The 21061-nt window shown below is 43.9% G+C and carries 14 protein-coding genes; 11 read left to right on the top strand and 3 right to left on the bottom strand.

Features of this window, described 5'->3' with window-relative positions; genetic code table 11:
* Nucleotides 1-13 precede the first annotated feature (13 nt).
* The 3 genes from GXO74_16630 to GXO74_16620 are packed head-to-tail and all read right to left on the bottom strand — an operon-like array spanning nt 14 to nt 3031.
* The gene (locus GXO74_16630) at nt 14-1291 is read right to left on the bottom strand and encodes an ABC transporter permease (protein NOZ63281.1); all 1278 of its coding nucleotides are present in this window, start codon (nt 1289-1291) and stop codon (nt 14-16) included.
* 19 nt (nt 1292-1310) lie between these two features.
* Nucleotides 1311-2204 carry an ATP-binding cassette domain-containing protein gene (locus GXO74_16625; GenBank protein ID NOZ63280.1) on the bottom strand — a complete coding sequence of 298 codons (894 nt, stop codon included), beginning with the start codon at nt 2202-2204 and terminating at the stop codon, nt 1311-1313.
* 14 nt (nt 2205-2218) lie between these two features.
* A complete protein-coding gene (locus GXO74_16620; GenBank protein NOZ63279.1) occupies nt 2219-3031 on the bottom strand; it encodes a patatin-like phospholipase family protein in 813 nt (270 codons plus the stop codon).
* Nucleotides 3032-3316: 285 nt separating this feature from the next.
* On the opposite strand from GXO74_16620, the gene GXO74_16615 reads away from it, so the two are divergent.
* From GXO74_16615 to GXO74_16565, 11 genes are all read left to right on the top strand, one after another.
* Nucleotides 3317-3781 carry a hypothetical protein gene (locus GXO74_16615; GenBank protein NOZ63278.1) on the top strand — a complete coding sequence of 155 codons (465 nt, stop codon included), beginning with the start codon at nt 3317-3319 and terminating at the stop codon, nt 3779-3781.
* Nucleotides 3782-3801: 20 nt separating this feature from the next.
* Nucleotides 3802-4182, top strand: coding sequence for a DUF948 domain-containing protein (locus GXO74_16610; GenBank protein NOZ63277.1), 381 nt, complete (start codon nt 3802-3804; stop codon nt 4180-4182).
* 32 nt (nt 4183-4214) lie between these two features.
* A complete protein-coding gene (locus GXO74_16605; protein ID NOZ63276.1) occupies nt 4215-4793 on the top strand; it encodes a YdbL family protein in 579 nt (192 codons plus the stop codon).
* A gap of 96 nt (nt 4794-4889) precedes the next feature.
* On the top strand, nt 4890-13340 hold the full coding sequence (locus tag GXO74_16600) for a CHAT domain-containing protein (GenBank protein ID NOZ63275.1): 8451 nt from the start codon (nt 4890-4892) through the stop codon (nt 13338-13340).
* 140 nt (nt 13341-13480) lie between these two features.
* Nucleotides 13481-13696 (top strand): hypothetical protein, encoded by a 216-nt coding sequence (locus tag GXO74_16595; protein NOZ63274.1) that lies wholly within the window; start codon nt 13481-13483, stop codon nt 13694-13696.
* A 226-nt stretch (nt 13697-13922) separates the two neighbouring features.
* The gene (locus GXO74_16590) at nt 13923-14801 is read left to right on the top strand and encodes a DUF2520 domain-containing protein (GenBank protein ID NOZ63273.1); all 879 of its coding nucleotides are present in this window, start codon (nt 13923-13925) and stop codon (nt 14799-14801) included.
* 9 nt (nt 14802-14810) lie between these two features.
* Nucleotides 14811-15623 carry a histidinol-phosphatase gene (locus GXO74_16585; protein NOZ63272.1) on the top strand — a complete coding sequence of 271 codons (813 nt, stop codon included), beginning with the start codon at nt 14811-14813 and terminating at the stop codon, nt 15621-15623.
* Between the two features lies 1 nt (nt 15624).
* On the top strand, nt 15625-17493 hold the full coding sequence (locus GXO74_16580) for a redoxin domain-containing protein (GenBank protein ID NOZ63271.1): 1869 nt from the start codon (nt 15625-15627) through the stop codon (nt 17491-17493).
* Nucleotides 17494-17542: 49 nt separating this feature from the next.
* Nucleotides 17543-18817, top strand: coding sequence for a dNTP triphosphohydrolase (gene dgt, locus GXO74_16575; protein NOZ63270.1), 1275 nt, complete (start codon nt 17543-17545; stop codon nt 18815-18817).
* Nucleotides 18814-19668, top strand: a complete 855-nt coding sequence (locus GXO74_16570; protein NOZ63269.1) for an energy-coupling factor transporter ATPase — start codon at nt 18814-18816, stop codon at nt 19666-19668. The genes dgt and GXO74_16570 overlap by 4 nt, the downstream gene beginning before the upstream one ends.
* A gap of 731 nt (nt 19669-20399) precedes the next feature.
* Nucleotides 20400-21061, top strand: a 662-nt coding sequence (locus GXO74_16565; GenBank protein ID NOZ63268.1) for a sigma-54-dependent Fis family transcriptional regulator, incomplete at its 3' end; no start/stop codon positions are given.

Here is a 21061-nt window from a genome sequence, read left to right as displayed (position 1 = left end):
ATCGCGGCCTCATCTAATATTTCAGCCAATTGATAATTTCGGGCAAAGTCGGCCTCTTGCCGTACATCAAAATCCCTACCCGGAAAATCTTCGCCGCCAGCCAGATGAAAAATATGATTGTTAAAATCAAAATGACAATGGACAACAAAATTTCCCCGAAGGGCGGCGCCTGTACGGAAATTCTTGTGAACATGGTGATTGGCGAAAAGAGCGGAAAAAACGAAGCGAACTTCGCCAAGGTCGTGTCCGGATTGCGGATGATGTAAAATGCCAGAAAGAAAGCGAGAATGATGAAAATCATTACCGGAAACTGGAATTGTTGCGCGTCCTGATCCGAGTTGACCATGGAGCCGACCATGGCGTACAGCGTGGCAAATAACAAGTAACCCAGCACAAAGAAAATGATAAAATAGACTAACACGGAAATCGGTATGGTCGGAATGGGCACGCTTGCCGCCGAAGGCGCCACCATGGCGATGATGCTCCCCGCGTAAATTGTGAGCAAGGCAGCAACTCCGGTCCAGATGGCGTATTGAGTGAGACCGACAGCGCCAACGCCAAGCACTTTTCCCGCCATGAGTTGGAAGGGCCGACACGAAGACACAATCATTTCCACTACGCGCGATGTTTTTTCCTCGTAAACACTGCGCATGACAAAGACGCCGTACATGATTAGCGCCATGTACAGAAAAAAGAGCATCACAAAAGTAATCACAAAAGAAAAGCCCCTGTCTTCTTTTTCTTTGCCACCCTTTTCAATTTTGAATGTTTTCAAATCAATGCGTCGGGTTAGATTTTTGATTATTTTTGGATCGAGATTACTCTGCTTGAGCCGGTAATTTGTGATAACACGGGAAATGATGTTTTGATACATTATATTTCGTTCAAAATCGTTCATGTTTTTCGCGTAATACTCAGACTTGTTGGATTGGACGACATCTGCCGGAATTACAAAATAGCCGTCTAATTTGTCGCTGTCCACGGCTTTGGCCAACTTTTCCTTCTCTGCTTCCAGTGTTTCGTTTGTGGCGTTGACGCGCTGCAAAACGTACATCGGCTCGCCGGTGGAAAGGGTGTCGTTCATCGCTTTGACGAATTCGTCATAGACAATGTCGCTCATGTCGATCACAGCGTAGTGTCTGATTTTTTCCGAAGAGAGTCGAAACAGGAGTCCCGGGCCAAGGGTTAAACCGATGAGCAAAATTGGAGTGAGAACTGTTCCGATGATGAAGCCCTTGGTTTTTACGCGTGAGAGATATTCGCGTTTGAAAATTGTCAAAAATTTATTCACAGCTTATCTCCTTGTTTTTTCAATTTGTTACTGTGTTAATGAATATTTCGCGCAGTGAAGGTTCCATGACTTCAAATTTATTTACAGTAACTTCATTTAGCGCCTGCCGCAAAACATCCTGCGTTGTTTTTCCTTCGGCAGGATAAATTTCAGCGACATGGTCGGTCATGGTGAATTTTTTCACTAATTTTTTATCGTCGAGAAACCTGGCCTCTCCCTCGAATTCTAATAGCAATGAATTTCTTCGAAAGTTTTTCTTGATTTCGCGAATGTCGCCTTTGAGAACCGATTTGCCTTCGTTGATCAAACAAATTGAATCACAGAGCTTTTCCACCTGTTCCATCAAATGCGTGGAAAAAACGATTGTCGCGCCGCGTTCTCTTTGTTCCAAAATGACGTTTTTCAACAGCTCCGCATTCACAGGATCCAGCCCGGTAAATGGTTCGTCCAGGATGATAAGTTGCGGCTCGTGGATGATGGTGGTGATAAATTGCACTTTTTGCTGCATACCGCGGGATAACTCTTCTGCTTTCTTGGCGCCCCATTCGGCGAGATCAAATCGTTCCAGCCAGTAGTCGATTTTTTTGTGAGCCGCCGACGATTTCATCCCCTTCAGTTCCGCCATAAAACTGAGCAGCTCTTTGACTTTCATTTTGCGATACAAGCCGCGTTCCTCGGGAAGATAGCCGACTTTATCGCGCAACTTTTGTGAATTCGGTTGATTCAGAAGATAGATTTGACCCTTATCCGGGATGATGATTTCCATTATCATGCGGATCGCAGTCGTTTTGCCCGCGCCATTGGGACCCAAAAGCCCAAAAATGACGCCTTCCGGCAATTCAAGGCTCAAATCGTCCACTGCATGAATTTCTTTGAACGATTTGTAAACATGATCCAGTTTCAGAACTGACACACCAGCCTCCTGAGTTAGTCGTTTTTTATTTTCTGTACAACTTTTTTGATTATTGCTAATTTGCTGATTTCATCAGCGATGCGGTCGGCGGATTGAAGTCCCGCCTGATAGCCGCGCTCGAAAAGATCGTCCGCCTGCTTGAAATCGTGCGGATTGAGGCCGACTAAATCCGGGGTAATTGTAAAGTCCCCGGCTGGCGCGTGCTCTGCAATTTGACTGAGCGCCAGCGTAAAAGAATTGACGAGAATCTGGATAATATTTTGCGGCGGTTTGTTCGGCGTGATCGACGGCGTGAGCTTAACGCCGATGACATAGTCTGCGCCCATGTCGCGCGCCACATCTGTGGGTAAAAAATTGAGCACGCCACCGTCCACGATGACTTTTTCGTCTCTGATGAGCGGAGTAAAAACGCCGGGAATGGCACAACTGGCACGAACCGCCTCGGAAACAGGGCCGCTGCGAAAAACGACCTGTTTCCCGGATGTCAAATCAACGCCGACGGCGGCGAAAGGTTTTGGCAATTGTTCTATTGCGACATTGTGCAATTCTTTTTCAATGAAATCTTGCAGCGCATGGCTGTTCAAAAGACCTTTAGTGGGAATGGTTACTTTTCCCAGAACGTCCCAGGAAATATTTTTGGTCATGGAATAAAGCTGTTGGACAGTGTAGCCCGCAGCGAGAAAGGCACCGACGAGCGATCCGGCGCTGGTACCGGCAATAATGTCAAAAGTGATATTTTTTTCTTCGAGCGCTTTGATGACGCCGAGATGGGCAATGCCTAAAACAGCGCCGCCGCTCAGTGCTAATCCGATTTTTTTGCGTTTCATAGAGCCCCGTTATTCTATTAAAAATGAAATTAAGGGTTTTAATTAAAAAAATCAACACATTTTTTAAAAAATAATAAATTTAACAAGGAACAGTTTAAAGTTCCTTTACGTAACAAAAGGTAGGTAGTTTCATTGCGAAGATCAAAACAAACAAAGATACTCTTTCAATATGGAAAATTAAAACAGTGAGATTTCGGGGAATGCAAAAATCCCTTGATTTTCAATGATTTTTGTAGTAATTTGAAATATAAAGAAACTCGGACAAAAAAAATTAAGGAGTGCCCCATGAGCGACGAAAAATCTGACGGCGGGTCATTTTTCAAAGGGTTGGTTTTCGGCGGATTAATTGGCGCCGGATTAGCTCTGTTGTACGCGCCCAAAAAAGGCGATGAATTGCGCAAAGATTTGAGAGAAAAATCAGATGAGTTGTTGGGCGATGCGGAAAAATTTTATTCCGATGCCAGAAGTTTTTCCGAAGAAAAATTCGCCGACGCTTTGAAGAGAGCCGAACAACTTCGCCAGGAAGCGGAGAAAAAATTTGAAGAAGCCAGAACAAAATACGAACAAATTTTGGCTGAAAGCAAAAGAGTGGCTGACGATTTGAAGAAAAAGATGTCTCCGGAGAAAGACGTTGAGCCAGAAGAGGGAGAAAAGAAAAAAGCTTCGCCCAAAAAGCGCGGAAAAATTTCCAAAGCGATCGAAGCCAGCAAGCAGGCGTTTGACGATGAAATGACAAAAGACAAAAAATAAAAATTCGGGCGGAGGAAAATATGCTTGTTGAAATTAGCATTGTTGTGATCGCGGTTTTTATTGTGATTTTTGTGATCGGTCTGTTGGTTGCACTGGCGCAGATTCGACGCACCGCCCGCGAAGCCGAAAAACTCATGGAAGTGACGCGCCAGCAAATCGTACCGATTTCCCACGATTTGACGATTGTCGTGAATGATGTCAAGCGTATCGTTCAGTCGGTACAAAAGCAAGTGGGGATGGTCGAACAGGGCGTCGGAAATATCAAAGAAACCGTGGCGCGGATTACTCAAATTGAAAAAACGCTCAACGAACGAGTTAGTCAACCGTTTGTGGAATTTGCTACTTTACTATCTGCTGTATCGCGAGCGCTGCGCACTTTTTTTGAGTTTATGCGGAAATAATTTTTTTGAAAATTGCACGTCAGGAGGCAAAAATGATTCACAGAAAAAAAATCCTCGTTTGGAGTCTGGCGTTGGTGCTGCTGTTGGTGTATTGCAGCGTGAAGGCGCCGGAAGTCAGTGTTACCGGAGAAAAAACGGCGCTGGAAAATCAGGTCATCGGAACGTACGAACAGATTGAAGAAGATGTCTGGACATTGACTTCGGTGAGGTCGGTGGGCAACACGGCGCCTCAACCCAAAATGTCGGAAAATAAAAAGAAAGTTTTAGAGGCGGTTCAGGGAAGAAAATTTAATAAAGACGATGTGGACGAATTTTTGAAAGCCGGTATTGTCGGCGAAAATAATCGCGGCTTTTTGGAGATTATTCATCCCGAGAAAATCGGCAGTGACGAGACGTTGAAAAATCGCGTGGAAAAAATAGTCCAGTCGGAAAATGAATACCGAAAAATTATCATGGATCGCATTATTGTTTTGAACGAAGATGCTGCCAAAGCCGGCGAACAAAATGTCGGGCATATTTTCGCGAAAATGAATCAGGACAATGTTGCGTCCGGCTCCTGGATTCAATTGGACAGCGGCGAATGGGTGCAAAAACAAGCTGAGAAAAAATAAAGCGAATGAATGAATCAGAGCAATAAAAAGATCATGCCTGGCTTGCCATGACATGATCTTTTTATTTGTGGGGTTCATTTTAACTGAAGCCGAGCGATGAAAATAATCAAGTCTATCTTACCGCGTTTGTTCCTACAAATTTTGCTCGCGAGCGCCATTTTTCTCTCGTGCGCTCATTACAAGAATTTTTTCTTTGAACAGCCCAAAAAAACGGCGCGTGCAAGAAGCTCCACGGGTTTTGATCTGACGCAAATTTATGAGCAAATTACCACGCATCCGGAAACGGATATGTTTCCCGCTGTTTCGCCAGATGGAAAATGGGTCGCTTTTGCCTCTAAACGCAGCGGCAATATGGACATTTGGGTGAAGCCCGTCGCCGGCGGTTCGGCAATTCAAATCACAAAACACAAATCCGATGACATTATGCCCTGTTGGGCGCCTGACGGGAAAAATTTGGTGTTTGTCTCTTATCGCGAGGATGCGCAGGGTGATTTGTGGATCGTCCCGATAAAAGTACGAAAATATGGCGTTTTTCCTCATGGCGCCCCGCTTCGAATTACCAAATATCTGGGCGCTGATCTCTACCCCTCATTTTCGCCAAACGGAAAATACATTGCTTTCTCGTCAGACAGGGACGGCACTTTTCGGCTCTATCTGATTCGCATGAGGGATTGGCAGATTTTTCAGCTTTCGCCCATGAAAGCAACGCATCCGAGCTGGTCGCCGGACGGGAAATATCTGTGTTTTGCCGCATTCCTTCCGCCGAAAAATTACGGACAAATTTTCATCGGAGAAATTGATTTTTCCGGGACAAATATTGAAATTAAATCTGTGCAACCAGTCACTGACGGCAGAACGAACGACGCCTTTCCTCGCTGGCATCCCCAAAGAAACGAAATCTTTTTCACACGTTACGCGAACGATACCGACAGGGATGGTTTGCTCACGCCTGACGATCAGCCTGAATTGTGGAAAGTGCAACTAAACTGGCGCTCGATTTTGACCTCAAATTTTCGACAAAATCAGACGAGTCCCCCGGGTTCTGCGCTGTCTGATTTTCATGTTCGGCAGCGGGAGCCGCAACAGATTTTATCTTTTCAAGAGATCAAATTAATTCCCGCGCTTGAATACGATTTTTATGCTGTCGGTTCGCCGGATTCCATGATTTATTTTGTGTCTCGCCGGGGCGGTGCAGAAGATATTTTCAGCGTCAGCGAAGACGGCGCAATTCCCCGGTTTGACGATGCCTTTGTTCAGTTTCAATTTGCCAAATCATATTTTCCTTTGCCAGAAACAGATTTACTGTTCGGTCGAAGTAATTCATTGTCTCCCACGGAGTTAGCCTATCGTTTGTTGGCTTTTCAACGGGTGTTTGATTTTTTCCCGGAACAACACGCGCGTTTCGGCGAAACCTATTACGAGTTGGCGAGAACGTACGCTTTCATGGGCGACACGTTGGTTGCCAGGTCTTATTTGGAAGAAATTATCAAATTATTTCCGCAAAATCGTGAATTAGTCGGCAGGGCAAGTTTACGGTTATTTGAATTGGATCGTGCAAAAAAGATTGATTCTTTTCAGGCGCAAGTGGAAAAATTAGAGAAAATTAAAAAGCAGGCAGCGGGCATTAGCCCCGTCGAAGCGGAAGCACAATTGTATCTGGCTGAACTTTATTTTTTGAAAAAAAAATATACAACAGCGATTCAGAAATTAGAAAAATTGATTTCCTCGTATCCGCACGAGATCGCGCGTTGCGCCCAAGCCCAACTTTTAATTGGTGATGTTTTTTCGCTTTTCGGTCAGAAAGAGGAAGTAATTTCCGTTTATCTGAAAGTGCCTCAATTTTATCCGTCCGAAACAAACTTTGTCAATCAGGCGCTGGATAAAATTTTGGCTCTCGCTGAGGAAGACGACCCCTATCAGACAATTTCGTCTCTGCGGCTACTCATTCAAAATTATTCCGATTACCCTCGTCTCGGCGCCAGAGCGCGCTATCGCATCGCAGAAATTTTTTATCAGCAAAAAGATTACGCCGCCGCGGTGCAAGAACTGCGTGCCCTACAGTCTGATTTTTCCGAATTGCCGGCAGAAACAGCCAGGGCGCTTTTATTCCTGGGAAAAATTTTGCTGATTCGAGATGATGACATCGGCGCCATCAGGGCTTACAAGGAAGTTGCGGCAAAATATATTTCTGTTGAAAACGGAAAATTTGGCATCGAGGCAGAGGAGCGGCTTTTCAATCTATATCTGGAGACGGGGTCAAATTTTCAACGTTACGGAGAAGTGAATGCTGCCTATAATCGGTTTCGTCAAGCAGTCGCGCTGATGCCAACTCATCTGGACGCAAATCGCGGCATGGTGGCTTCGCTTTACCAACTGGGTCGTATCGATGATGCGATTCGTTTTTATGAAAATCGTCTTGAAAAATATCCTTTTCAGGAAAAATATTTGTATTTGTTGGGGCTATGTTACTCCTACCAGGCGACCGAAAAAAGGGATCGCACGGGACAGGCGCTGGATTTGAACCCTGAGTTGATGGAAAAATCAGTGCAGCTTATCGAGAAAGCTCTTTCCAAAGACTATCGCATGATACAAGCTTACTTGACACTGAGTTTTAACTACGAGACGCTGGAAAAATATGGTGCCGCAAAAGCAAGTTTGCAGAAATCATTTTTCGAGCGCGCGTTCGATGCGGCAATCGCGCCGGTGAAGTCGATTTTTCAAACCATCACTTTTCAAAAGGAAAAAGGCCAGAAACGTTACTACGAAAAGGCAATTGACGCCTTGACGACGGCGATTGCGCTAAATGACGAAAATGCTAATCCCAAGTTAGAGAGCGAGTTAGCGCTAAATTTGGCGTCGAATTTTTATAATCTGAAAGAATTTGGTTTTGAAAAAGCGTATCATTATTATCAAATAAAACTGAAATATGATTCGACTTTTGTCAATGAGCGCGTTGAGGCGGAAGTTTTTCGCAAAATGGGACATTGTGCTTTGGTTGTTGAAGATTTTGAAAAAGGACCCTATTTTCTCAAAAGAGCGATAAAATTATTGATTGATCTCGGCGACCAGAAAGCAGCGAATATTTCCACAAAAAGACTGGCGCTGCTCTATCAATTAGCCGGCGATTACGATCTTTCCATTGAATATTTCAAACAAGCGGCGAAATTTGACAGGAAACATCGTCGTTACAATCAGTTGGAAACTGATTATCGCAGTATTGCTTACAATTTTTTGCTGCTCAATGACGAGGAAGAGGCGGTGCGCTACGCGAAGTTAGCCATCGGATTGATTCAATCAGGAAAGGTCAAACGCATTAATGCCGAGCCCAATTGGATAAAAATCGGCATTCTTGGCTGGGAAATTCCGGTTTACAACCTGGGACAAATTAGCGCCGGCCAATCAACAGCAGCCGGAGGTTTTACCACCGACGAGGAAATCGCGTTGATTTATTCGATTTTGGGAAATGCTGCCCTGGGACAGCGCAATGTGGATCATGCAATCAGTTATCTGAAGCAGAAGTTGAAAATCTACCAGCAAAAAAAAGACAAGGTCGCCGAGGCGATTTTTTTAAACAACATTGGCTATTTGTATTATCTCAAAGCGGACTATTCCGAATCGTGGGACCAATTTTATCATTCCTATCAAATTTGTCGCAAGGAAGAAATATTGCCCGGGCAGGTGATGAATGCGGTGAATTTGAGCGCGCTGGCCGTTGTGGTGAATAAATTGAAATTATTGCCGGACACCACAAACATTGAGGTGGATGAAAAAGCAGAACGGCGATTGATCCGCAGCCTGGAGATAACCCAGGCGGTCATTCCGAAAATTGAAAAATTGACTTACGGTTTCAAACGCGATTTAGCCCAACTTTACATTTTAGCCGGTAATTTGCATTTTCTGCAATCCACAGCGTCCCAATTAGTTAACCGCGATAGTGATTTGGAAAATTTATTGTCTGAAAACCTGCGCATCTGGGAAAAGTGGGCAATAGCGGATAGCTGTTATCGTCAGGCGGAGAATTTGTGCAGCGAAAACGGATTGGACAATCTGAAAATCTACGCCGATCAGAACCTGTCCGCAATTAGCTCCCGCCTTGGCGAAATAGAACCGGCATTGAAAAAATTGACCGATGCCAGAAAATTAGCTTATCAGACGAACGGTTATCAGAAGCTCTGGGAGATTGATTTTTCTCTGGCGAAATTAGCGCAAATTTATAAAGGTAAAAATGATCTGCGGATTAAAAGTGCGGATTTCTATTTCACTGAAGCGATTGAATCCCTTGATCGTTCGATTTTAAGTGCCAAAAAATATCGCATTTCGCCGATTTATTTGGACAAAGTGCGCCAATTATTTGAAGCGGCGATTCGTTTTCAATTGGATAAAAGAAAAACAGAGGCGGCACTGCAGCTTGCAGAAAAATATCGCGGTGTGAATTTTCTGAGCCTGATCAGCAATCACCGCCTGCGTCTTAAGAAAGAGCGACACAAAATTTTTCTCGGCAATGCGCGCTATTTGTCTCGGGAAATTACCGCGCTGGATGAGAAATTGCGCCGCGCGCGTGAAGTGGGAAACGCGTCGCAGCAAGATTTGGTGATGTGGACAAAGCAGAAAAAAAATTACGAAGATGAGTACGCGAAATTGTTGAAAGACTTAAAAAGCGAAGATCCTGAATTAGAGGCGCTGATCAGTCCCGACCCGGTGTCCACGGGAGAAGTTCAACGCATTTTAGGGGGCTCGCGTGTAATCGTTGATTATTTTTTCACTGGGAAAAAGCTCAATATCTGGGTGATCAATGAAGATTCTGTGGCGATGGCGCAGGTGGAAATTGAACCGGCGAAGGTGAAATTAAAAATAAAAAATTACATCCAAAACATCGACAGCGCTGAGGCGGAAATTTATGCCCGTGATTTGCGAAAAATTTTGATCGATCCCATTGCGACAGCGTTAGAAAATTACCGGACATTGATTTTTGTCCCGGATGCCTTCCTCGCTGAGCTTCCTTTCAATTATTTCATTCGATTCTCTGTGCCATTGTTTCCTGCGGTGAGAAATGTGGTCGTGGCGCCTGATTTTGCCGGATACTATTACAGCTTTCTCAATAGGAAAATCAAAGGGGACTATTTCTGGGCAAATGAGCCGAATTACACTTACCTTGTTGCCGAATTGGGCTACAATGTCAGCGAGGACAAGAAAAAAAATCAGACGACAGCAGCATTGTTGGAGAAAATGTCCTCTGTGGATTTCATGGCTGTTGCTTCTCAAATGGAGGAAAATCGTTCCGATCCGTTAATGTCAAAAATTTTGTCAGGGAAGACATCAAATGCAGATGTGTTTTTGCGCGATATTTTCGAAATTAATTTCAAGGGGTCGGTGGCAGCCTTTCTTTTGAAAAGGAATTTTCAGTCAGAAATCACGCGATTGTTATTTGAAAGATCGCTCATTTATGCCGGGGTTCCCAGTTTGATTTTGGGAAGAGAAACTGAAACCACAGGAAAATTTTTGGAATATTTTTATGATTACCTTTTTGATTATCCCCCGGCCGATGCGCTTTTTCGCGCTCAGCGAATGATGGCTGCGGAAAAATATCCGCCTTCTGCGTACGCGTTTTTTCAGACCGTCGGATTTGAGGGAATGACCAATGCGCAGGAGGAAGAATTCGCACGGCAAAGATTTATGGCGAAAGTCATGGTGGGGAATCAATATTACGAAGAAGAAAAATGGAGAGACGCGCTGAATGCTTACGAGCAGGCGCTGGTGATGGCGAAAAAGCAGGGCGATCAAAATGCTATCGCTAATTTGTACCAATTGATCATTTACTCTGCGGCAAAAGGAGAAATGTGGGAGCGGGCGATTCTTTACCAGAAAGAATTGGTCGATCGCGCCAAAGACAGCGGAGACGGGGAGCAACTCATCGAACAAATGCGCTATTTGATTTATTTTTACACGCAAAATAAAGATTACGACAAGGCAATCTCCTATCAAAAACAGTACTTGCAAATTGCTGAAAAATATCATCAGAAAGAAGAAGCTGCTGATTCCTACCGCAGATTGGGACTGGTCTATGAACAGAGCCGAGACTACAGCGCTGCTGTGGAAAATTTCAGTAAGGCAGTTCAGGAATACCGCGCTCTGGGGGATAGCCTGAAAGTGGCGGAATGTCTCAAAAACCGCGGCAGAATATTTTTGCTTTATCTTGATCAATACGCGCGTGCCATTAACGATCAGGAAGCGGCGCTGCACATTTTTCAAAATTTCGGTGATGTCGCTAATTCAATGGAACTGCTGCAAAATTTGGGAATGAGCCACGAAAGACTGGCAAATTACCAGAAAGCTTTGGAGTTGCAGCAGCAAGGCTATGAGTTGGCGAAAAAATTGAAATCCAACCAGTGGATTGGGCTGTCTTTGCAGTATCTGGCAAATATTTACTGGAAGATGGCGGATTACCAAAAAGCGCTGCAATACCAGAAAAAGGCTATGGCATTGTTCAAAAAATTAGAAAATAAAAAATTCCAGTCCGTGGCTTTGTCGACGAAAGGCTTGATTCACATGAGCCTGGGCGATCTGGAAAAAGCAATCGAATTTGAAACGCAGGCATTGTCGCTGGCAGAAGAAACAGGATCTTTGATCGATCAGGCGACGATACACAAAAATTTGAGCATGATGTTCAGAACCGCAAAGCGCATGGATGAGGCGAGTTTTCATTTGCGGGAAGCGATCAAATTGGACGAGAAATCCGGCGCATTGCGCGGTTTGAGTTATGACTATCGCGATCTGGGAACTATTCAACTGTCGCAATCTCTTTATGCCGATGCTTACGCCAATTTGCACAAAGCGCTGAGTTTGAGCCAGAAAATTTTGGACGGAAGAAATTTCGTGCAGACTTTGTACGAAATTGGTTTGTATCATCAAAAAATGCAGGACATGGCAGCGGCAGAGGACACACTCAGTTTAGCCGGAGGAATGGCGGAGCAGCTCTTCGTGCCGGAAGTGTCGTGGCGCGCCTATTTTGCTTTAGCAAAAATTTATCGCGATCAGGGAAAAACTCAATTGGCTGAGAGTTCATTTTTGCGTGCCATGTCCACCATTGAGACGATGCGTTCAAAAATTAAAATTGAAGAATACAAGTCTGGCTTCATCGATGACAAACTGGACGTGTATTACGCGCTGATCGATTTTTATCTGGCTTCAAACCAACAAAAAAAGGCATTTGAAATCGCTGAACGCGCTAAATCGCGCAATTTTGCCGACTTGCTGGCGAACAAAAAAATCGATTTTCGCGGAGCAGTGAAAGAAGAAGATTTCGTCAAAAAGCGGCGCATTGAAGAAGCAATGAGTCAGTTGCAAAATGAGATGGGCCTGCTCAAATTGTCTGGATTACAGAATATGCCCGGAAAGAAGAAAAAATTAACTGCGTTGACGCAACAATTGGATTCTCTCCGAGCGGCTTATCAGCAGTTTCTTTTGGATTTGAAAGAACAGAATCCAGAATTGGCGTCGATGATTTCAGTAGAGCCGAAGTCGATAGAATATTTTCAAAAAATGCTGCCGGATAGTGTGCTGCTGTTGGAATATTTCACCACAGCGGAAAAGTTGTATTTGTGGGCAATTTCCAATGGGCGCGTGCTTGCTGTGCAACAAAAAATCAGCGAACGGAAATTGTACGCTTTGGTGGATACTTTGAGAAAGTCCATCCAGAAGCAATTATTGGTACAAAATCTTCTTAAAAATTTGTATCGTCTTTTGCTTTCGCCGGTGGAAAAATCGCTGAACGAAAATTCGCATTTGGTCATTATTCCTCACGGCGTGCTTCACTACCTTCCTTTTAGCGCTTTGCTGGATGAAGAAAATAAATATTTGATTGAGAAACACACTATTTCGCTGAGCCCGAGCGCCATGGTCTGGGCGACGTGTATGGACAAGGGCGATGAGTTTGTCACAAATAAAAACTGGCAGCCGAATATTTTAGCGCTGGGAAATCCGGATGTCGGAGATGCCCGCTACGATTTGCCTTTTGCAAAGAAAGAGATTGAGAGTATTGAGTTGATTTACCCTCATGTACAGGCGTTTCTGGGAAAAGAAGCGCAGGAGACGAAAGCCAAGGAATTGAGCGCAAATGCGAATTTGTTGCTTTTCTCCTGCCATGGCGAATTTGATCCCTTGAATCCGCTTTTTTCGGCGTTGCTTTTGGCGCCGGATGACAAGAATGATGGCAGGCTGGAAGCTCACGAAATATTTGGTCTGGACATCCACGCCTATCTCGTGGCAATGAGCGCGTGCGAAACTGGTTTGTCGAAAGTCGGCGTCGGCGATGAGGTGGTTGGTTTGTCGCGAAGTTTCATTTACGCCGGGGCGTCTTCGTTGCTGTCCAGTTTGTGGAAAGTGGACGATCTGGCGACGGCAGTGACGATAAAGCGATTTTTCAGATATTTGCATCAGGGTTATTCGCGGGCACGCGCATTGCAACAAGCTGTGTTATTTGTGAAAAACAACATTAATGCGCACCCTTTGTACTGGTCGGCGTTCAATATTACGGGTGATTTTAGATAAAATAACGATTTAAATCATTTTTTTCTTGACAAATATTAATAAAATGTTATATTATTAGGTACGTTGTCTTTGGGCTGAAAATAAAATGGGGCCAAAGCGTAAAATATGAACCACTAATTATTTAAGGGAGGAGAAATCCGATGAAAGCTTTGAAAGTGCTGGTCGTCTTCGTACTCACCATTTCTATGTTGGCGTTGTTTGTGATGGGCTGCGCAAAGAAAAAAGAAGCCGAGAAGGCTCCTGAAACTGAGCAAATGCAACAAGCCCCGGCTGACACAGCGGCACAAACCCCGGCACAGCAAGCGGCCGAAGAACCAGAAACACAGCAAACGCCTCAACAGACAACATCTAAGTAACGCTTCAATTTTTTCAAATGGGGCATAAAGGAGAGAGTAACATCTCTCCTTTTTTTATGCCCTTTTTCGTTTTTGCTTCCGATGAGCGTGTAAGTGGTTTGTGGCGCCGGATCGAATCCGAACTTTCTGCTATCTTGCGCAGTTGAAAAGATATTGATTCAATCGGATAGTTTGGCAGTTTTTTCTCGTGTGAAATTAAATTACCCTGACGGTGCAGTTTGAAAGAATGAAAGAAATCAACAGAATTTCTATCGTCGGTTCCGGACGAGTTGGTTTTGCTTTAGCAAAGGCTCTCGCTGAGGGTGGGTTTTCAATCTTGGGGCTGTTTGACCGAGATCCGGAAAGATTGGAATGGGCGAAAAGGCAAGATATCGCGGAAAAATATTCCGTCAAGTTGGATGATTTGACCTCGGGCGACGCAATTTTTATCTGCGTTTCCGATGATCGGATTCGCGTTGTCGCTCGGCAGCTGGCGCAAATGTTTGCAGAGAAAAAGCTGGTCCAGTTTGCCTTCCATTGTTCGGGATCGTTGTCCGCTGATGTTTTGCAGCCGCTGTCAAAATACGGAGTAAAAATTGGCAGTATGCATCCGGTGGGGACTTTTTCCGGCGCAGAGGATGACAACAAAAAACTGCGGGGTATTTTCTGGGCGGTTGAGGGCGATGAACTGGCGTTGTCGGCGGCGAAGTCGCTCATTCGTCGTTTGCAGGGAGAATTTATTGTCTTACCAAAATCAGCCAAGCCGCTCCATCATCTGGCATGTACTTTCGCTTCCAATTATGTGAATTTTTTGTTGTCAATAGTGGTTGAACTTTATCGAGAACTTGGCGTCGATGAAGAAAGTGCGCAAAAATTGATTATGCCGTTGGTGAAGACGACAATTGAAAACATCGGAAAAAGAGGCTTGCAGGAATCGTTGACAGGGCCTGCCGCTCGTGGAGACCTGGGAACTATCGAAAAACATCTGAAAATTCTATCCGAACAATTTCCTGAATTTGAGATTATTTACAAAAAATTGGGGGGAAGAATTTTTGAATATCCCAGTGTCATGAACAGGCTGGAGAAAAATGTGATCCAGCGAATGAAAGAATTATTCAACCAATAAAAATCTCTCATGGAATTTCATGATCTTCACATTCACACTTCTCTTTGCAACCATGCTTCCGGCGCTATGATTGAATATGTCCGCTCTGGCATCCGCGTGGGACTCGCTTCGTTGGGCTTTTCCGATCACAATCCGCTTCTGCCTGTTTACGAAAATCGTTTTCGCATGTCAGATCGTGAAATGGAAATTTATGTTCGGAGCATTTCTGCATTGCGCGAGAGATTCAAGGAAAAAATTGATGTCAAAATGGGCATTGAATTAGATTATCTGAGCGAGGAAGAAAAATTTTTACAGAATTTTATCGACCGCTATCCTTTTGATTACATCATCGGAAGCGTGCACTATTTGTTGAGTCCGGTTAATGGTGAATATGTTTACTTGAGTGAACTTCCGGGCACGGAACGAAAAAAGTATTTTCCTTTGTATTTTGAAAAAATTAAGCAAGCTGCGCGGAGCGGTTTGTTCGATGTCGTGGCTCATTTTGATTTGCCCAAAAAATTCTGGGGGGAAATGAGAAATGAAGAATTTCGCCTGGCAGAAAGGGCACTGGAAACAATTGCGCAACAGGGATTGGCGCTGGAAATTAACACTTCCGGTTTGAGAACCAATGGCGTGGATGAATCGTTTCCCGGAAAAGGGATCGTCCAAATGGCGAAAGAAAAGGAAATCCCCTTCGTTTTGGGGTCTGACTCGCACGCGCCTGCCGATGTCGGAAGCCATTTCGCAGAGGCGCTCATAATTTTAAAGGAAGCTGAAATCAAAAATGTTATTTCTTTTGACAAAAGAAAACGATTTGAAATTTCAATAGATTCAGGGAGGTAAAATGAGAACTCAGAAGATGTGGTTGGTCGTATTGGTGCTTGTCACAATAGTCGGCTCGTGTGGCAAAGCGCCGAACGTTACCGTGAGCCTGAAGCCGGAAAAGCCTATCGCCGGAGAAAAGATTACAGTACAATTTAAGCCCCGCCGCCTTGTTTCAAAAAACAAAAAAGATCAAAAAATAATTATGATCGCACAACTTAATGGAGGCGATTCAGAAAAAAATATTATTGTCCCGATGGATTTGAAGGGCGATATCTGGCAGGCAGAATTGCAGACCGACACGGCGCACTGCTTGCTCAGCGTAAAATTTGAAGATGCGCGTGGCAGAGTGGAAGATAACAATCAGTGGGGCTGGAATTTTGTTTTGTACGATAAAGACAAACGAACCCCAAAGAAAAATGGCTATTTTAGGAAAGGGAAAATTTATCTGGGCGAAGGTCATGCCGGCGCCAGACCTGATTTTGAAAGAGCAAAGCAGGTGCTGGGAAAAGAATTGAGTCTTTATCCGGAAAATTATCGCGCATTATTTGCATTGTGGCAATCTGAACTTGCCACCGCCATAAATGCAGAACAGAAAAAGAAGGAGATCATTCGCAAACTGGATAGCTTGAAAAGATCGGTAAAAAATAATTTTTCCGTATCCCTTTTGGAATTTGATACGGCGTTCAGACTCCTGAACGATCTGCCGCGTGCTCTGGTGGCAGGGAAAGAAATGATAAACAGTCAAAATCATTCAAAAGAAGCAGAGCGGGCTCGTTATACCCTGGCTTTCCTGCTCGGAAATGGCAAAAGAGACGCTATTTTATCGAATTTAGAAAATTTCGCCAAAAATACGCCTTATGACGAATATCGCAAAATCGCCCTTCGCAGATTAGGTGACGAATATCAGCGAGGGCAGCATACGAACAGGGCAATCCAATTTTATCGCCAATATTTAGAAATCGCGCCTGATGATATTCCTGTTTTGCTGACGCTGGCAACGTTATCTTTGAAATCCGGAAAAATTGATGAGAGTCAGGCGCTCATTGAAAAGGCAAAAAAAGAGAACAATGCGGCTCATTATTTGCAAAGTAATCCCTGGATGCGACCGACGGAGCGAACCGGGGAAATGGCGTTTAATTTGTGCCATATTCTTTCCACGCAGGCGGATGTTTTTTACAAAAAAGGCGACTTTGGCGGCGCCATCAGGAGCAGAAGGGAAAGCATCGACAAAGGTTCGCTTTTTCCGGCGTTTGAGTGGGAAAAGATTGGCGACACATACCGCCAGATGGGCGCAAAGGACAGCGCTTTCACTGCTTACTGCCGCGCGATTGCGATTAATAAAAATCAGCAGAGCGCCATGAATAAAGCACAGCGGCTATTTTTGGGTGACGGCGGAAATAGGAAAAATTTTACTGATTATTTGCAGCAAAAAGTTCAAGAACAATTAAAATCAATGTCGCGGCAAGCGCCAGATTGTCTGTTGAAAGAGTTAGGCGGTAACAGTGTGAAAATTTCAGATTTCAAAGGAAAAGTGGTTTTAGTGTCATTCTGGGACATCTGGAGCGATGCCTCGCGGCAGGAGATTTACCAATTAAATCAACTGATGAAGGATTTTCCGAGCGACTCGGAAGTGGAATTTTTAGGGGTTTCCATTGAGACGCCGGTTTCTGTGCAACGATACGTGAAGGAAAACCCGTTTCATTTTCGTCTTTTTCATTCCGGGTATGATGCGAAACAAGCTTTTGGCGTGATTGGTTTTCCGTCTCATTTTTTGATTGACCGGTTCGGGAAAATCCGCTACCAGCACATCGGTTATACGCGTGATTTGCGGACTATGCTGAAGAGTGAAATCAACTCGCTGTTGTCTGAAAAACAGAATATTTCTTGAGTTTCGCTGACTTGAATTTTGCCGAGAAATTTGGCAGAAAAGGCAGATTATGAAATTTAAGCTGTATGATCGGGAATTTTACGAAAAATTAGAGGAGAAAAGTTTAGCACCTTACGCGACTCGCAGCCGCGGGGCAGTTAAAACTCGCATGCACGCGGAAAAGGAACACCCATATCGAACCGCTTTTCACCGAGATCGGGATCGAATAATTCATTCCCGAGCATTTCGCCGGTTGAAGCATAAACAGCAAGTGTTTCTCATTAGCGAGGGTGATCACTACCGGACTCGCCTCACGCACACGCTTGAAGTGTCGCAATTGTCGCGAACTCTATCTAGAGCATTGGGACTCAATGAGTTACTCGTAGAGGCAATTGCTCTGGGGCACGATTTGGGACATACTCCTTTTGGTCATGTCGGGGAAGTTGTGCTGAATCAGATTTTGGACGGAACGGATAATTTGGATAGCTTATTGACCGGAAAAAATCTGGGCGGCTTTAAGCACAACTATCAGAGTCTGCGCGTGCTGGATTTTATTGAAAAAAAATATATCGACTTTGATGGGTTAAATCTAACGGCTTTTGTGCGCGAGGGTATTTTGAAACACACGCGCCTTTTGCGGGAAGAATATCAATATCCCGATTTTCAATACGAAGGACTCTATTTTGAACTTGATCACGCCATGACACTCGAGGGGCAAGTTGTCGCCATTTGCGATGAAATAGCCCAACGCACTCATGATCTTGAGGACGGGATTCGCGCCGGACTTGTCGAGCTGGAACAAGTGAGAAAAATAGCAATAATGAGAAAAATCGAAGATAGTTTGAATTTGAAATCAATGCTGTCGAAAGACCGCTACGGCTACCGAAATCGGATTATTCGGGCGTTGATTAATTTTTTAGTGGACGATGTGATTAATAAAACACTGCAAAATCTGAAAACTTTTCATCGGAAAAAGAAGCGGTTTCATTTTTTTGACGAGGTAATTGTCCAATTCAGCGAAGCGGTCGACCCCCTGCAAATGGAATTGAACCATTTTATTTACCAGGAAATCATCTTCAAATGTGCCGGCAGTGAAATGAAAAATGCCAACAAAGAAATTCTGCGAAAGATTTTTATGGGATATTTAAAAAGACCGGAACTATTGCCATCATATATCATTGAACGGCTGAAAAGAAATTTTAAAATTGATTTCCTGAATTTAAAGAGAAAAGATTTTATTCAAAACGAAAGATTTGTTCGCATTGTCGCTGACCACGTCGCAGGAATGACGGACAGTTACGCAACATCGGAGGTGAAAAAATTGGAAATTGGAAACGAAAGATGACCATTGAACTTGAAAATGTGAGCTACGCATATAAACAATTAGCACCGAAAGCGCATAGAGTATTAGAAAATGTAAGTTTTAAAATTCAGGACGGCGAATTTGTTGCTATCATTGGGCCTTCCGGCGCCGGAAAGACTACTTTGTTACAGCAGATTACTGGGCTGCTAAAGCCCACAGCGGGAAAGGTTTATGCGGATGGCAAAAATATTTGGGAAAAGAAATATCCGCGTGACATTTTGCGCCGGCGCATTGGTTTGGTTTTTCAATTTCCGGAGATTCAACTTTTCGACGAGACTGTTTTTGATGATGTGGCTTTTGGCCCGCGAAATTTGCGGCTATCAGAAGAGGAAGTAGAAAATCGTGTGCGAGAAGCGCTAAATTTAGTGGGGATGAATTTCGATGAAATAAAAAATCGATCCCCTCATAATTTGAGCGGCGGTGAAAAAAGACGTGTGGCCCTCGCCGGAGTGCTTGCCATGGCGCCGCAAGCGCTGATTTTGGACGAGCCCACGGCTGGCTTGGATTCTGCCGGAAGCAAGCGCATCATGGAAATTTTGCAGCTATTGAACGACCAGGGCGTAACAATTGTGATGATCACGCATCAGCTTGATTTGGCGCTGCAGGCAGCTATGCGCGTGATTATTCTGGTCAACGGAAAAATTGTTTTTGACGGCAGCAAAGAAGAGGCGATTGAAAATCCGGATAAATTCCAATTGGCTCACCTGAAAATTCCTGCCATCGTTCGACTTTCTCGTTATTTGCATACTCAGGGAATTATTCCTGATTGGAAGATTTTTAATTCTGAAAAGTTGAAAGCGCAATTGCAGCTTGCCAAAAATTTTAAAAAATAAAACACCGTTTTTGATTGAATTTTATCGTAGGGGTAACCCCCTGCAAGAGAAGCTGTTAGCAAATTTGTTGGCCTGTTCGAAATAACAACTTTTCATTTGCACGCACGCTGATTTTTTTTGTTTTAATTCTCATCAAAATTTACTTTTCTGCCTCGAAAAAGCCACAATTTTACAACCCAATAATCATGAATCGCATTGAAAAAATTTATTTTTATTAATGAGGGCTCTTTTTGCTTTTAAAATTTTATTTTTGGTATTGCTCGGTGAATTTTTAATAAAAATTTTAAAAGTGCCTAAATTTTGTTCATTTTCCGACCACGGATTAAGCAAAAATAAATAAAAATGGTTTTGTTTGGTTGTTAGCGATACTTTTCTTTAGATTAATGGCGATAGCAGGAAAAAGTCGCTAATAGATGAAAAAACAGATAATTATCCATGTAAAATCCGGGCAAGTTTCGTCTTTTTTCACTGAACAAAACGAATTTTGAGGTTTTATTTTGGGAGTTGGCACAGATTTTGTAAATAAGAATGACAAAATGATTCTTTCCGACCATGGTCTTCTTCAAAAAATTTTAGAGAAAAAGCACAGGCAACTTTGATTTGACAACTTAACAACCCCAACGAGGTTTTTTTTAGCACGACAACCGGGAATTTGCAGCCTAAACCTGGTTGGGGTTGTCCATTTTTATTAATTAAATGAAGAAGGTAACCAAAACGATCACAGGGCAACCATGAACAACTTTGCAGAGGAATTGGACCTGAGCTGGGCCGAGACCAGCTTGGATACTTCGGACAATTTGTCCAGAAGTTGGGGTAAAAATTTAGGTTTCGATTATTATTATCCGTTAGTGAGTCGAAGCCCGAAGATAAAGCAAATTTTGAAATTAATCAAAAAAGTGGCAAAAAGCAACGCCAGCATCCTGATTCAGGGCGAGACCGGGACCGGCAAGGAACTTATTGCCAGCCTGATTCAATTTATCAGCCTTCGTCACGAGAAACCTTTCATTAAAGTCAACTGCGCCGCCTTGCCGGAAAGTCTGTTAGAAAGCGAGCTGTTTGGGCACGAAAAAGGCGCTTTCACAGGGGCGTACCAGAAACGAATCGGCAAATTTGAGCAAGCGCATCAAGGCACGCTGTTTTTAGACGAAATTGGCGACATGAATATTTTCACGCAGGCGAAAATTCTTCGCGTCCTGCAAGATCAGGAGTTCACGCGAATCGGCGGCAACAAAACCGTTCGCGTGGATGCACGCATTCTAACGGCGTCGAATAAAGACCTGTGGAAAGAAATTGAAAAAGGAAATTTTCGCGCGGATTTGTATTACCGGCTGAATGTGGTCACCATCAATGTGCCGCCACTGCGAGATCGACGGGAAGACATTCCGCTGATCGC

The sequence above is a fragment of the Calditrichota bacterium genome, assembly GCA_013152715.1.
Classification (GTDB): Bacteria; Zhuqueibacterota; Zhuqueibacteria; order Thermofontimicrobiales; family Thermofontimicrobiaceae; genus 4484-87.
The sequence above is the reverse complement of the archived record's forward strand: the minus strand, read 5'-3'. Positions and strand labels throughout refer to the sequence as shown.

What these genes read in the sequence shown, in the direction of transcription:
- GXO74_16620 (NOZ63279.1), bottom strand. Translation starts at nt 3,031, where the DNA reads ATGAAACGCAAAAAAATCGGATTAGCACTGAGCGGCGGCGCTGTTTTA.
- GXO74_16615 (NOZ63278.1), top strand. Translation starts at nt 3,317, where the DNA reads ATGAGCGACGAAAAATCTGACGGCGGGTCATTTTTCAAAGGGTTGGTT.
- GXO74_16610 (NOZ63277.1), top strand. Translation starts at nt 3,802, where the DNA reads ATGCTTGTTGAAATTAGCATTGTTGTGATCGCGGTTTTTATTGTGATT.
- GXO74_16605 (NOZ63276.1), top strand. Translation starts at nt 4,215, where the DNA reads ATGATTCACAGAAAAAAAATCCTCGTTTGGAGTCTGGCGTTGGTGCTG.
- GXO74_16600 (NOZ63275.1), top strand. Translation starts at nt 4,890, where the DNA reads ATGAAAATAATCAAGTCTATCTTACCGCGTTTGTTCCTACAAATTTTG.
- GXO74_16595 (NOZ63274.1), top strand. Translation starts at nt 13,481, where the DNA reads ATGAAAGCTTTGAAAGTGCTGGTCGTCTTCGTACTCACCATTTCTATG.
- GXO74_16590 (NOZ63273.1), top strand. Translation starts at nt 13,923, where the DNA reads ATGAAAGAAATCAACAGAATTTCTATCGTCGGTTCCGGACGAGTTGGT.
- GXO74_16585 (NOZ63272.1), top strand. Translation starts at nt 14,811, where the DNA reads ATGGAATTTCATGATCTTCACATTCACACTTCTCTTTGCAACCATGCT.
- GXO74_16580 (NOZ63271.1), top strand. Translation starts at nt 15,625, where the DNA reads ATGAGAACTCAGAAGATGTGGTTGGTCGTATTGGTGCTTGTCACAATA.
- dgt (NOZ63270.1), top strand. Translation starts at nt 17,543, where the DNA reads ATGAAATTTAAGCTGTATGATCGGGAATTTTACGAAAAATTAGAGGAG.
- GXO74_16570 (NOZ63269.1), top strand. Translation starts at nt 18,814, where the DNA reads ATGACCATTGAACTTGAAAATGTGAGCTACGCATATAAACAATTAGCA.